General features: G+C 67.2%; 8 protein-coding genes and 1 pseudogene. 4 read left to right on the top strand and 5 right to left on the bottom strand.

The window, feature by feature from the left end:
* Positions 1-132: 132 nt before the first annotated feature.
* Positions 133-1,065, top strand: coding sequence for an alpha/beta hydrolase (locus tag ABS361_10640; GenBank protein ID XBY46622.1), 933 nt, complete (start codon positions 133-135; stop codon positions 1,063-1,065).
* A 96-nt stretch (positions 1,066-1,161) separates the two neighbouring features.
* Here ABS361_10640 and ABS361_10645 read toward each other — a convergent pair whose 3' ends face one another.
* The 4 genes from ABS361_10645 to ABS361_10660 all read right to left on the bottom strand — a co-directional run bounded on the left by ABS361_10645 (position 1,162) and on the right by ABS361_10660 (position 8,313).
* Positions 1,162-2,451: a porin gene (locus ABS361_10645; GenBank protein XBY46623.1), complete on the bottom strand. Its 1,290-nt coding sequence runs from the start codon at positions 2,449-2,451 to the stop codon at positions 1,162-1,164.
* Positions 2,452-3,108: 657 nt separating this feature from the next.
* Positions 3,109-4,374: a porin gene (locus ABS361_10650; protein XBY46624.1), complete on the bottom strand. Its 1,266-nt coding sequence runs from the start codon at positions 4,372-4,374 to the stop codon at positions 3,109-3,111.
* Between the two features lie 573 nt (positions 4,375-4,947).
* Entirely contained in the window at positions 4,948-6,267 is a 1,320-nt protein-coding gene (locus ABS361_10655; GenBank protein XBY46625.1) for a porin, read from the bottom strand.
* A gap of 732 nt (positions 6,268-6,999) precedes the next feature.
* On the bottom strand, positions 7,000-8,313 hold the full coding sequence (locus ABS361_10660) for a porin (protein ID XBY46626.1): 1,314 nt from the start codon (positions 8,311-8,313) through the stop codon (positions 7,000-7,002).
* A gap of 474 nt (positions 8,314-8,787) precedes the next feature.
* Between ABS361_10660 and ABS361_10665 the strand changes: the two genes are divergently transcribed.
* Both ABS361_10665 and mtnA read left to right on the top strand, forming a co-directional pair.
* A complete protein-coding gene (locus ABS361_10665) occupies positions 8,788-9,699 on the top strand; it encodes a ribokinase (GenBank protein XBY46627.1) in 912 nt (303 codons plus the stop codon).
* Between the two features lie 82 nt (positions 9,700-9,781).
* Positions 9,782-10,888: an S-methyl-5-thioribose-1-phosphate isomerase gene (gene mtnA / locus ABS361_10670; protein XBY46628.1), complete on the top strand. Its 1,107-nt coding sequence runs from the start codon at positions 9,782-9,784 to the stop codon at positions 10,886-10,888.
* Positions 10,889-11,075: 187 nt separating this feature from the next.
* Here mtnA and galE read toward each other — a convergent pair whose 3' ends face one another.
* On the bottom strand, positions 11,076-12,065 hold the full coding sequence (gene galE / locus ABS361_10675) for a UDP-glucose 4-epimerase GalE (GenBank protein ID XBY46629.1): 990 nt from the start codon (positions 12,063-12,065) through the stop codon (positions 11,076-11,078).
* Positions 12,066-12,296: 231 nt separating this feature from the next.
* Here galE and ABS361_10680 point away from each other — a divergent pair.
* A pseudogene (locus ABS361_10680) lies at positions 12,297-13,482 on the top strand (DUF1501 domain-containing protein).
* Positions 13,483-13,550: the final 68 nt, after the last annotated feature.

Below are 13,550 nucleotides of genomic sequence, written 5' to 3' on the forward strand. Positions count from 1 at the left end.
TTGAGCGGGGCGGAGACGAATAGCGCGGAGGATCCACGGGCCGGTGCTGACCCCACCGCCCCGGCGCCGGCTGCGCCCTCCCCCACTCCGCCGCCCGCGGTCGCGCGCTTCGAAGCGCCGACCGCGGATGCGATGGGAACCCCGTTCGTCCCGTTCACCTATGACGGCGCCGACGGCGTTCGGCTGGCTGGCCGGCTCTACCGTCCGACCGAGGGGACCGGCGCGGGTGACGGCGGCCGTGGCGTCGCGGTTCCCCTCGTCTGCCTGCCCGGCCTCACCCGCAATGTCCGCGATTTCGAGCCGGTCGCGGCGCATGTCGCGACGGCCGGCCGAACCGTCGTCGCCTTCGATCTGCGCGGACGCGGACGATCGGCGCCGGCGGATGCCGCCACCTACACGCCGGCCCATGAGGCCGGCGACGTCATCCGCGGCCTGACAGCACTCGGTCTCGCCCGCGTCGCGCTGCTTGGCACCTCGCGCGGCGGGCTGGTCGGCATGCTGATTCCGGCCTTCGCGCCGGGGCTCCTCGCCGGCCTGATCCTCAACGACATCGGCCCCGAGATCGAGCTCGCCGGCCTGCTCAGGCTGCGCGACGAATTCACCGGCCGCGCCGCAACCGACGACGCCGCGACGCCGCTGCCGCTCGACTGGGAGCGCGCGACCGCGCTCGTCGCGCGCCGGTTCGCGTCGATCTATCCGCGCCTGGACGCGCCCGGTTTCGCGCGGCTCGCCCGCCGCCTGCTCAAGGACGTCGATGGGCGCCCTGCCCCGGACTTCGATCCGGCCATCACCGCCGGCCTCGCCGCCCTCACGCCCGAGACCCGTCTGCCGAACCTGTGGGCGCAGTTCGATGCGCTGCGTGCCATCCCGGTCCTGGCGATCCGCGGCGGACTGTCGGACCTGCTCTCCGAGCACGTCGTCGCCATGATGGCGGCGCGGCATCCCGACTTCGTCGAATTCACCGTCGCCGACGAAGGTCACGCGCCGCTGCTCGAGGACGCAGCGTCGCTCGCCGCGATCTCCGCGTTGCTCGCCCGGGTGGACGCGGCCGGCGCAGCGCGCTGAGCGCTCGGCGCCGCCGCGACTCCCGCTTGCCCGGAAATGCAGAAAGCCCGGCGGAGCATCCTCCGCCGGGCTTTCCATTTCGATCGCAGCTCCGGATCAGAAGGTCCGGTTGACGCGGACGAGGCCGGTCCAGCCGTCGACGTTCTGCAGCAGCGGATGTGCCGTCCGGGTGGCGGTGGAGAACTCCATCGAGCCGTACTCGGCGCCGACGCCGATGTAGAAGTTCGACACCGGCTTCCAACGCACGTCGGCCTGCAGGCCGTAGGTCGCGTAGTCGCGGGCACCGAAGCCGTCGACGTTCTCGTAAGAGGCGTCGAAGTTGAACTCCCACTTCTTGTTGAACTCGTGATGGAAGCTGCCCATCACGCCCCAGCTGCGGGTCTGCTGGATACGGCCAAAGCCGTCGACGGCCCAGTCCTCACCGATATAGTCGCCCGGCACCACGACATTGCGGACGTTGCCGGTCGAGTACTGGCTGTAGGCCGTGATGAAGCCCTGCGCGCCTTCACCATAAGCGCCGCCGAAGGCGATCTTGTCGCCCGGCGCCAACATCGGCAGCAGGATCTCGAAGCCGCCGAGCACGGCCCAACCGGCGCGGTCGCCGTTGGCGAGGCTGTAGTTGTCGTGATAGGCAGCCGAGATCTGCGCGCTGCCCCAAGCCTGCTTGATGTTCAGCTTGCCGACGACATCGGGCGCCTTGAGGGCGCCGTACGCCGCCTGACCGGCATAGAGCGCGGTGAAGACGCCGGTCGAGGCGACCCGGCGCGAGTTGTTGTAGTTGATGTCCGCCGAGGTCGGATCTTCCACGGACACCGTCGCGGTGATGCCGTTGCCGAAGGCGAAGGTGTAGCCGATCTGGTTCAGGATCACGTTCGACTGGAACGCGTTGTAGTCGACGCCGAACGTGTAGCCGAGCGGCGTGAAGTCGAAGGCCGACCGCGTCATGCCTGCGGTCAGGCCACCGAACTGGATGAAGCCGTCTTGCAGCACGATCTCGGCCGCCGCCGATCCGGTCGAAAAGCGCTGGCGCAGATTGATGAACGAACGCAGCAGGCCGTACTCGGTGTTGGTGCGCGCGTCGAAGGTCTCGTAGGCGGCGGTGCGCGTGAAGATGTTATTGCCGGAGCGGCGGCGATCCGAGTAGTTCGACAGCTGGTGATCGAGGCGCGAGAACGCGCCCGAACCGGTGCGCATGTCGAAATAGACGCGGCCACCGATCTTCAGACAGGTGTCCGAGCCCGGGATGTAGAAGAAGCCGGCGCCATAGGCATCGCAGACCTTGACGTAGTCGACGGCGGCCGGGGCCGGGCGGCCCAGGTCGGCCGCCGAAGCGACGGAGGCGGTGCCGACAAGTGCCGCGGCCGCCAGAGCCAACTTGAATTGCATGAGAGTCCCCCTTGCACGAGCCATGTGCCGGGGCGGACCTGACCCGTCCTCCGGACGCGAGCGTTTTGTTCCGCCCGTCGCGACCCCGACTGGTCTTCACCATAAGAAATGCCCGCATTTTGAACAGTCTAAAATATCAAATGACGTTAGATAACTCCGATCCGTCGCGCCACACTGTTGCCATCCAACAACAATCATACTTCCGCGCTGTCTTTTACTTTCTATAACTTCCAATCGCACCTACACCTGATCGAACGGTGCCCTCTTGACAATAACCTTTGTCATCACGCGGTCTGTTTTAATTGAATGGAGCACCTACCCCGATCTCTGCCCCTGCCAAACAGGCTAACCGACCCGCGCCGATGCTGGTTATGCAAAACGCTTCGACGTCATCCGGGATCCAGGGGGGAACATTTGCCCCGCTCCACGGCCGCGACACCGCGTCGAGATCGATAAACCACCCGCCCCGTCGTTCCGCATCTAGGGCATCGGAGAGCGACGCGCGCCCAAGGCGGCCGAACAGAAGCAGCGGTTCGGCTCTGCTCCGGCGCAAGCGTCCGAGCGTACCGCGGACCGAATCATGCCCGAGGTGCCGCACAAAAAAAACGAGCCCGCCGTGAGGCGGGCTCGTCATCAGCTTCAGACCGAAGGATCGGATCAGAAGTTGCGGCGGACGCGGACCAGCGTGGTCCAGCCGTCGTAGGTCTTCTTCGAGGTGCCGAGAAGAGCCTGGGTGCCGGTCGAGTAGGAGAGCGAGCCGTACTCCGCGTCGAGCGCGATGTACATGTTCGACACCGGCTTCCAACGGATGTCGCCGCCGACGCCCACGAAGGAGTAATCGCGGGTGCCGAAGCCGTCGACGTTCACGTAGCCCGCGTCGAAGTTGAACTCCCACTTCGGGTTGAACTCGTGATGGAAGCCACCGTTCACCGACCAGGTCTTGGTCTTGCGGATCGCGATGCCGTCATCGACGAAGTCCGAGCCAACGGTGCCGTTCAGCGCGACTTCCTTGACGCGGCCGGTCGCGTTGCCGAGCTGCGAGGCGTAAGACACAGCGCCGTCCGCGTAAGCGGCCGTCACGTAGATCTTGTCGCCCTTGGCGATCATCGGCAGCAGAACCTCGACGCCACCAGCGATGGCCCAGCCGTCGGCCGAACGGAAGGTGCCGTAGTCCTGATGATACGCGGCGGCGATCTGCGCCGAACCCCAAGCCTGGCTGACGGCGAGGTTGGCGACGACGTCCGGAACCTTCATGCCGCCGTAGGTGGTGGCAGCGTTGGTCGACTGGACGCGACGCGGCGAGCCCGACATGTTCGGGTCGACCGAGGTCGGATCTTCGATCGACACGGTCGCCGAGATGCCGTTGCCGAAGGCGAAGGTGTAGCCGAGCTGGTTGACGACCGACGACGAGTAGGCGTTGGTCTGATAGTCGGCACCGAGGCTGTAGCCGGCCTTGGTGAAGTCGAAGGCCGAGTTCTTCAGACCGGCGGTCAGGCCACCGAACTGGATGTAGGCGGCCGGGAGAACGGTGGTCACCGCAGTGGCGCCGGTGTTCACTTCCCAGCGGGCGTCGATGTACGAACGCAGCAGGCCGAACTCGGTGTTGGTGCGGGCGTCGAAGTTCACCTGCGTACGGGCGCGGGTGTAGAAGACGTTGCCCGAACGGGTGCGGTCACCGAAGGAGCTGGCGGTCGAGTCGAAGCGCGACAGCTTGCCACCGCCGGTGCGGAGGTCGGCGAGCACGAAGCCACCGATCTTCAGGCAGGTGTCCGAGCCCGGGATGTAGAAGAAGCCCGCGCCGTAGGCGTCGCAGACCTTGACGTAATCGACGGCGGCCGGGGCCGGGCGGCCGAGGTCGGCAGCCTGGGCGGCGGTGGCGACACCCGCGAAAGCGGCGGCCATCGTAGCCAGCTTCAGGTTCATCAGGAATTCCCCCTTGAATTTGAACAGCGCAATCGACGAAGGACCTGACCCGTCCCTGGAAGCCATGGTGTTGCCACGCCTCCGCCGCCGACTGATCGCAACTTACGCCATGAGACCGGAAATGGAAGTCTCCGCGGCATGCCGCGTCGGCCTTCGGTCACCTTTGCGTCAGCCGTGTTGCCAATAAAACACGCTCTCGCGGTGCGAATTGACGACGCTTAGACAGCCGGCAAATCAACACCCGAAGGTCTTCTCGCCCTTCGCTGCGTCGCCTATCTGCTTTCACTGAGTCTCATGGCAATCGGTGATCATCCATCCACGTAATCGTGCATAGACATCGCGTTCGATCGCTACGGATACCGTTTCCTCTGACCGATCGCAGAAGAAGAAACCCGCGGAGGGCGATACGGCACACCGCCGAATGATTGATCTCGAGCCCGTGATGACGCTCAAGCGGCCCATCAAACCGTCATCGTCGCCAAACCGTCGTATTCGAGGCGATGGCGACGACAAAAAGCCCCGGCGGTCTCCCGCCGGGGCTGGTCGATTCGTCGCTGGAGAAGCGCGTGCGCCTCAGAACGAGCGCTTGACGTGCAGGATGCCGAGCCAGCTGTTCGAATTGCCGAGCGCGGTTCCGGCCGGACCGCCCACCGACGCCGCGTAGGCGTTGCGGGTCGCGGTCGTGTAGTCGATCGACTGGTATTCGAGGCCGACGCCGATATCGAGGTTGGTCACCGGCGTCCACACGAGGTCGGAGGCCAGACGCCACGAGCGGAAGTCGTTCGGCCCGGCGGCGTCGACGTTCAGATAGGACGCGTCGATGTCGAAGGCGAACTGGCGCGTGAACACGTGGTGCCAGCCGCCGCTGATCTGCCAGGCCTTGGTCTGGGCGATCGAACGGGCACCGCCGATGATATTGGTCGCGGCGAAGTAGTCGGCGTAGGAGAGCGCGTTCGAGATATAGAAGTTCGAACCCTCGCCATAGGCGCCCTGCAGGGCGAGCTGGTCGCCCGCGCCGAGCATCGGCAGGTTGACCTTCACGCCGGCACCGACCGCCCAGCCCCACTTGGAGCCATAACCGCCGGCCGTGTTGTCGTAGTTCTCATGCGCGGCGCCCATGATCTGGGCCGAACCCCAGGCCTGGTCGACGCGGATGTTGCCGACGAAGTCCGGGCTCTTCAGACCGCCGTAGACGGGGGTCGCATAGACCTGGCTCGCCGTCGCGTAGGGCGCGACACCGGTGAACAGCGGGCCGACCTGACGGACCGCGGCGGTGGTGCCGGAGACCGTCGGATCTTCGACCGCGATGCTCGCCGAGATGCCGTTGCCGAAGGCGAAGGTGTAGGCGAGCAGGTTGGTGGTGTGATCCGACCAATGCGGCTCACGCACGCCGAACGAGTAGCCGGTGAAGAAGTCGAAGAAGGACTGCGCATAGCCGGCGGTCAGGCCGCCGAACTGCACATAGGCCTTGTCGACATAGGACACCGTGCCGGTACGGGTGTTCACGTCCCACCGCGCGTCGACGAACGAACGCAGCAGACCGAACTCGGTGTTCGTGCGGGCGTCGAACGTGACAGAGACTTCCGTCTGGCTCGCGAAGTTGTCGCGGCCGCGGCCGCCGCCGAGACCGAAGGGCGCCGGCACGAAGGTGACGCCCGGGGCGCCGTAGAAATTCTTGGAATTGTCGTCACCCGCGAAGAAGCGGGCGCGGACGTATCCGCCGATCTTCAGGCAGGTGTCGCTGCCCGGGATGTAGAAGAACCCGGCGCCGTAGGCGTCGCAGACCTTCACATAGTCGACCGCGGCCGGAGCCGGCCGACCAAGATCGGCTGCCTCGGCGGTCGACGCGGCGCCCGCGACCAACGCGGCGGCCATCGCCAGCTTCATCTTCATTATGGAACTCCTCGTTTGTCCAAACCTGGCGGACCGGTCCCCCCGCCCGACCAGAGTGCGCGTCGACCTCGGCCAATCGCACGATGCCGTCGACTGAGCGCGACGATACGAGAAACGAGACAGCATGGAAGAAGCAGTTCGATGTATTACGCTCGGTCAATGACGTACACGCCACACGTTGTTGCAGCTTTGTCACGTCTTACGTCAAGTTACTTCTTGCCGCACCCGACGGAATAACAAGATCTTTTTCGGGATTAAATTCGCCAATGCGATTGTATTTCAAAGAAATTTAATTCCATAAATCGACTTTACGCATACGTCGCCCGAAGGCTGCAGTATCGATCATTCGGCGATTAAGCCGATCGAACACCGCGTCGGGAATACCGAGACCCTTGGGGAATGGTGCGCAGCCACGCTCGGGCAGGTCGGGCCAGACCTGCCGAGCGACGAGCAGGTCGTCGCGATAACGGCGAGCCAGAACGTTCGAACATCTGGAGCCGGGACGCAGCCGGCGGGTCGGAGCAAATCCGGCGAGAATTCGTCCGTCACGGGGCGATGGGGACGCGCGATCGCAGAGGCGCCAGCATGGCCAGGCGGCGCGCGATTCGACAGGCGACGACACGTCGCCCGAACAGAGGCGAGGCGGCGGGGCTTCACCGATCCTCCAAAACGAAACGGCCCGGCGGTTTCCCGCCGGGCCGAGGATCACGCGGATCCGATCTCGCGAGGAGATCAGAACTTGCGCTTGACGTGGAGCAGGCCGACCCAGGCATTCGAGTTGCCGAGGGTGCCAGCCGCAGCGCCACCAGCAGCAGCGTAGGCCGCCTTGGTCGCCGAGGTGTACTGCAGGCCCTGGTACTCGAGGCCGACGCCGAGCTCGAGGTTCGAGACCGGGGTCCAGACGACGTCCGACGACAGGCGGACGAGGCTGAAGTCGTTCGGGCCGACGGCGTCGACCGAAGCGTAGCCGGCGTCGAAGTCGAACGAAACGGTCTTGGTGAAGCCGTGGTGGAAGCCACCGCTGATCTGCCAAGCCTTCGTCTGAGCGATGCTGTTCACGCCGCCCGAGGTGGCGCGGAAGTAGTCGCTCGAGTACAGGCCCCAGGCCACGTAGTTGAGCGCGCCTTCACCGTAGGCACCCTGCAGAGCGACGTAGTCACCCACGCCGATCATCGGCAGGTTGGCCTTCACGCCGGCGCCGATCGCCCAGCCCATCTTGTCGCCGTACAGAGCCGACGAGTCGTAGTTCTGGTGGAGAGCGCCCATGATCTGGGCCGAGCCCCAGGCCTGGTCGACGCGAACGTTCGCGACGAAGTCCGGAACCTTGTGGCCGCCGTAGGTGCCAGCGGTCACGGTCGTGCCGGCCGGGCTGTACGGGCCGATCAGCTGGCCACCCTGGACGCGGTCAGCGGTGAAGTTCGCGCTGATGGTCGGGTCCTGGATCGACACGGTGGCCGAGATGCCGTTGCCGAAGGCAAAGGTGTAGGCCAGGAGGTTGGTGGTGTGGTCAGCCCAGGTCGGCTCGAACACCGAACCGAACGACGCGCCGGTGAAGAAGTCGAAGAACGACTCGGCGAAGCCGGCGGTCAGGCCACCGAACTGGATGTAGGCCTTGTCGACCGTGGCGGTCGCGCCGGTCGCACCCGAACCGATGGTCCAGCGGGCGTCGACGAACGAACGCAGCAGGCCGAACTCGGTGTTCGTGCGGGCGTCGAAGGTGACCGAAGCCTGGGTCTGGGTCAGCGCGTTGTTGCGGAGACGCGAGCCAGCGACATTCGAGAAGCCACCGTTGGTCGACGGACGGAAGGTCGCGCCGACGCCAGCGGCCGAGTAGTTGTCGCCACCGACGAAGTAACGAGCGCGGACGTAGCCACCGATCTGGAGGCAGGTGTCCGAACCCGGGATGTAGAAGAAGCCAGCGCCGTAGGCGTCGCAAACCTTGACGTAGTCGACAGCGGCCGGGGCCGGACGGCCGAGGTCGGCGGCCTGGGCAGCGGTGGCACCACCGAGGACGGTGGCGGCCAGCAGAGCCAGTTTGAACTTCATGAAAACCCCCTGAGGTTTGACTTTCGACGACAGGCCCGTATCGGCCCTGCCTCGGGTTACCACGGTGATGGCGTCGAGCCTCCACCGAAGACGACCGCGGCATCCGCTCGGAACCATCGATCGAGTGAGACCATAACCGATCATTCCTTCGTGGAAAGTAGTCAGGCGGACCCGAAGCCGTTCCGGAGACCGTTTGGGAAACATCTGTTGCAGACGCGTCACATTTCCGAGGGGTGCCCCCTGCGCCGGTGCGTAAAACCCCGCAGAACTCGCGGTAAACCGAGGATAAAGCACGTCATCGCGCGTATGACGACACGGCGTTTCGAATCGTCGGCGCCCGCTTTCCGGGCCGGTTCGGCGTGCTAGAAAGCCCGCAGGACGGCGGGCCTTGCCGCGTGGCCGAGCCCGCAGCGACCGGCACGACCGACTCGCGGAACCACGCAGAACGACGCAGAACGACTCGGGGAAAGCGCGATGATCACGGTGTTCGGCTCGGTAAACCTCGATCTCGTCACGCGAGTCGCGCAGCTGCCGCGGCCGGGCGAGACGGTCCCCGGCGAGGACGCGCTGCTGGTGCCGGGCGGCAAGGGCGCCAATCAGGCACTCGCCGCGCGCCGCGCCGGGGCGGCGGTGCGCATGGCGGGCGCGGTCGGCGGCGACGCCTTCGCCGAAACGGCCCTGTCGCTGCTCCGGGAATCAGGGGTCGACCTCGCCGCTGTCCTGATCGTCGACCGGCCGACCGGCCTCGCCTCGATCACGGTCGATTCGTCCGGCGAAAACGTCATCGTGCTCTCGCCTGGCGCCAACGCCCGCGTGACCGAGGCTTCGGCCGCCGATCTGACCTTCGCGCCCGGCGACACGCTGCTCCTGCAGATGGAGATCGCGACCGCCGCCTCGCTCGCCGCCGCCTCACGAGCGCGCGCGGCCGGCGCGCGAACTGTTTTGAGCCTCGCGCCGTTTCGTCCGCTGCCGGCCGATTCGTTCGCGCCGCTGTCCCTGCTGATCGTGAACGAGACCGAGGCAGCGGATCTCGCCGCCCAGCTCGGCCTCGCGGCAGGAGACGCGACCGAGACCGTGCGCGGGCTCGCGGATCGGCTCGGGCCCACCGTGGTCGCGACGCTCGGACCGCGCGGCGCGGTCGCGGCGACGCCTGCGGGAGAGACGGTCGCGGTGCCGGCTCTGCCGGTGACGCCGGTCGACACGACCGGTGCGGGCGATACGTTCGCCGGCGTGCTCGGTGCCGCGCTCGATGCCGGCCTGCCGCTGGAACCCGCGATGCGGCGGGCAGCCGTCGCCGGATCGCTCGCCTGCACGAAGGTCGGGGCCCAGCTCAGCATGCCGACCGCTGCCGAGATCGACAGCGCGCTCGCAGGCTTTGCGTCATGATCGGCGGCTAAGACGGCCGCAGAGCCGGGCGATTGCATGGATCGAGAAGAGAGCCCGACCGGCGCTCTCGGGAGCCAAGACGATGAAAGTCGACGGAAACAGCTATCGGACGATCTGGCGCGCGGACAACGGGTCGGTCGCGATCATCGACCAGACGCGCCTGCCGCACGCCTTCGAGGTCGTCGCGCTCGTGACGCTCGATGATGCCGCAGTGGCCATCGAAACCATGCAGGTGCGCGGCGCGCCGTTGATCGGAGCCACCGCGGCCTGGGGCATGGTGCTCGGGCTCGAGCGCGATTCGTCGGATGCCGGTCTTGCCGCCGCCTATGACCGGCTGGTCCGGACGCGGCCGACCGCGATCAATCTGCGCTGGGCGCTCGATCAGGTCCGCGCCGCGCTCGCGCCGCTGCCGGCGGCCGAGCGCGCCCTGGCGGCGGCCCGTCTCGCGACCGAGATCGCCGACGAGGATGTCGAGCTCAATGCCGCGATCGGCCGGCACGGTCTCGATCTGATTCGGACGATCGCGGCCGACAAGCCCGCCGGCGCGCCGGTGCGCGTGCTGACCCATTGCAATGCCGGCTGGCTCGCGACCGTCGACTGGGGCACCGCGACCGCCCCGATCTACATGGCGCACAACGAGGGGATCGCGGTCGAGGTCTGGGTCGACGAGACGCGGCCGCGCAATCAGGGCGCGGCGCTGACGGCCTGGGAGCTCGGCCACCATGGCGTGCCGCACACGGTCGTGCCGGACAATACCGGCGGCCACCTGATGCAGCATGGGCTCGTCGACCTCGTCATCGTCGGCACCGACCGCACCACCGCGACCGGCGACGTCTGCAACAAGATCGGCACCTATCTGAAAGCGCTCGCAGCCCACGACAACGGCGTGCCGTTCTACGTCGCCCTGCCCTCGCCCTCGATCGACTTCACGGTCGCCGACGGCGTTCGCGAGATCCCGATCGAGCAGCGCGGCGCCCGCGAGGTGACCCATATGACCGGTCTCGCCGACGACGGCCGGATCGAGACCGTGCAGATCACGCCGGCGGGATCGCCGGTCGCCAACTACGCTTTCGACGTGACACCGGCGCGGCTGGTGACCGGGCTCATCACCGAGCGGGGCGTGGTCCGCGCCGCGCGCGACGCGCTCGCCGCCGCATTTCCGGAGCGAGTCGCGGCAGCGAACGTGTAGTCAGTCGACGGACTGATTCGTTTTCGGGCTCGCTTTAAAGCCTCGACGCAGGCTGCAGCACCGCGGTGGATCGGCGGCGCTGCGGATCGATGACTGGTGGACGCGCCGGGCGTCGATGCTGCAACAGGCGAATGGCAGCGAGCAGCACGGCTCATTCGCCGCGGCCTTCCGCGTCGAATCGCGCGCCTCAGATCTGGTTGCGCTGACCGAGGTGTCGCTCCCAGGCCAGCGCATGGGCGACGATCACATCGAGGTCGGCGTAGGCGGGCTTCCAGTCGAGCGTCGCTCGGATCCGATCGACGCCGGCGACCACCTTGGGGCTGTCGCCGGGCCGCCGCGGGCCATAGACGACCGGCAGCTTGCCACCGCCGACCCGTTCGACCGCCCCGAGCACGTCGAGCACCGAGAAGCCGTTGCCGTAGCCGCAGTTGCAGACCAGCACCTCGCCGGTGTCGCGGAGGTGGCGCAGCGCCAGCAGGTGCGCGGCGACGAGATCGCTCACGTGAATGTAGTCGCGCACGCCGGTGCCGTCCGGCGTGTCATAATCGGTGCCGAACACCTCGATCCGGTCGCGCTTGCCGAGCAGGGCTTCGCAGGCGACCTTGATCAGGTGCGTCGCGCCCTTGGTCGACTGGCCGGTGCGCAGCCGCGGATCGGCGCCGGCGACGTTGAAGTAGCGCAGCGCCGCGTAGCGAAAGTCGTGCGCCTTGGCCACGTCGGCGAGCATGATCTCGGTCATCAGCTTCGACGTGCCATAGGGCGACAGCGGCTTCAGCGGCTCGTCCTCGCCGACGGGTATCGTCTTCGGGTCGCCGTAGACGGCGGCGGTCGAGGAGAACACGAAGTGCTTCACGCCGTTGCGAACGGCGGCGGCGATCAGCTCGCGCGATTTGACCGTGTTGTTCAGATAGTAGCCGAGCGGGTCGGCGACCGAGTCCGGCACCACGATCGAGCCGGCGAAGTGGATGATCGCATCGACGGCGTGATCGCGGATCACGCCGTCGAGCAGCGCGGCGTCGCCGACATCGCCCTGGACGAATTTCGCCTCCGGCGCCATGGCCCAACGGAACCCGGTCGACAGATTATCGAGAATGACGACTTCCTGACCGTCGTCGACGAGAGCCCAAACCATGTGGCTGCCGATATAGCCGCCACCGCCCGTCACGAGAACCGTCATGGCCACTCCCGAATAACAATCTGGTCGAAGACATTGAGCAAGCGATCGAACATTCCATTCGATCCATTTCGAAACAATGAAGGATCGGGCGCTCCTGTTCCCTACGGCCCCGCCGCAGACGTCCCATGATCCGTCCATGATTTGGACACCGATCTCGTTTGCTATGGTGATGCTCGGCTCCGGGGGGACGGGCCCCGGTCGGGGCTCGCGGCCGATGGAGGAGGATCATCCATGGCCTTGCACGCTGTTTCCCGGCGCGGCTTCCTGTTGACCACGGGCGCTCTGGTCGCCTGGGCCAACGTGCCGCGCGTCGCCTCCGCGGCGCCGGCGCGCGACCCGCGCTTCGTCTTCATCAACCTGCGCGGCGCGCTCGACGGCCTCGCCGCGGTCGCGCCGATCGGCGATCCGAACTACGAGCGCGCGCCAGGGCCTGACGCTCGCTGGCGGCGTGCCGCTCGACGGGCTGTTCGCGCTCAATCCGGCGATGCCGACCATCGCCGGCCTCTATCGCGACAAGCAGGCGATCGTGTTCCACGCCGTCGCCTCGCCCTATCGCGAGCGCTCGCACTTCGACGGCCAGGACGTGCTCGAAAGCGGCATGCCCGGCGTCGGCAAGGTCGACAGCGGCTGGATGAACCGGGCGCTCGCCGCCCTGCCCGTCGGCGAGCGGCACAACGGTCGCGGCCTGTCGGTCGGCGCCGGCCTGCCGCTCGTGATGCGCGGCAAGGCGCAGGTGGTCACCTGGATCCCGCCGGGCTTCCAGCCGGCCTCCGAGGACACGCGCACGCGCCTGCTATCGCTCTACCAGCACCGCGACCAGGAGCTGGCGACGCGGCTGACCGACGCGATCAAGCTCGAGGCCTCGACCGGCTCGATGATGGACCGCAACAAGCAGCGCGGTCCGCAGAACTTCCGCGAGGCCGGCCTCGCCGCCGGCCGGCTGCTCGCGACGCCGGACGGGCCGCGCATCGGCACGATGAGCTTCCTCGGCTGGGACACTCACGCCTCGGAGGACCCGACCAAGGGCACGCTGTCGAAGCTGCTCGCCTCGCTCGACGCCGCCGTCGACGGGCTCAAGATCGAGCTCGGCCCGGCCTGGAACGAGACGGTGGTGCTGGTCGCGACCGAGTTCGGCCGCACGGTCCGGATGAACGGCACCGACGGCACCGATCACGGCACCGGCACCGTGGCCTTTCTCATCGGCGGCGCGGTCAAGGGCGGACGGGTCGTCGCCGACTGGCCCGGCCTCGCCGAAGCGCAGCTCTACGAGAAGCGCGACCTGAAGCCGACCATCGACATCCGTTCGGTCGCCAAGGGCGTGCTGCGCGATCATCTCGGCATCGGCGACGACCAGCTCACGCGCGCGATCTTCCCGTCGAGCGGCGGCGTGAAATCTCTGGATGGCCTGATCGTCTGAGCGTCGACGGAACGGAAGCCGGCACGGCCGCCCTGGCGGCGGCCGTACGGCGATTCCGGCGCCCGGCC

It is taken from the genome of Ancalomicrobiaceae bacterium S20, assembly GCA_040269895.1.
In the GTDB taxonomy this organism is placed as follows: domain Bacteria; phylum Pseudomonadota; class Alphaproteobacteria; order Rhizobiales; family Ancalomicrobiaceae; genus Methyloraptor; species Methyloraptor flagellatus.

Coding starts and splice junctions, on each gene's coding strand:
- mtnA (XBY46628.1), top strand. CDS start 9,782: ATGAAAGTCGACGGAAACAGCTATCGGACGATCTGGCGCGCGGACAAC.
- galE (XBY46629.1), bottom strand. CDS start 12,065: ATGACGGTTCTCGTGACGGGCGGTGGCGGCTATATCGGCAGCCACATG.
- ABS361_10655 (XBY46625.1), bottom strand. CDS start 6,267: ATGAAGATGAAGCTGGCGATGGCCGCCGCGTTGGTCGCGGGCGCCGCG.
- ABS361_10640 (XBY46622.1), top strand. CDS start 133: ATGGGAACCCCGTTCGTCCCGTTCACCTATGACGGCGCCGACGGCGTT.
- ABS361_10650 (XBY46624.1), bottom strand. CDS start 4,374: ATGAACCTGAAGCTGGCTACGATGGCCGCCGCTTTCGCGGGTGTCGCC.
- ABS361_10645 (XBY46623.1), bottom strand. CDS start 2,451: ATGCAATTCAAGTTGGCTCTGGCGGCCGCGGCACTTGTCGGCACCGCC.
- ABS361_10665 (XBY46627.1), top strand. CDS start 8,788: ATGATCACGGTGTTCGGCTCGGTAAACCTCGATCTCGTCACGCGAGTC.
- ABS361_10660 (XBY46626.1), bottom strand. CDS start 8,313: ATGAAGTTCAAACTGGCTCTGCTGGCCGCCACCGTCCTCGGTGGTGCC.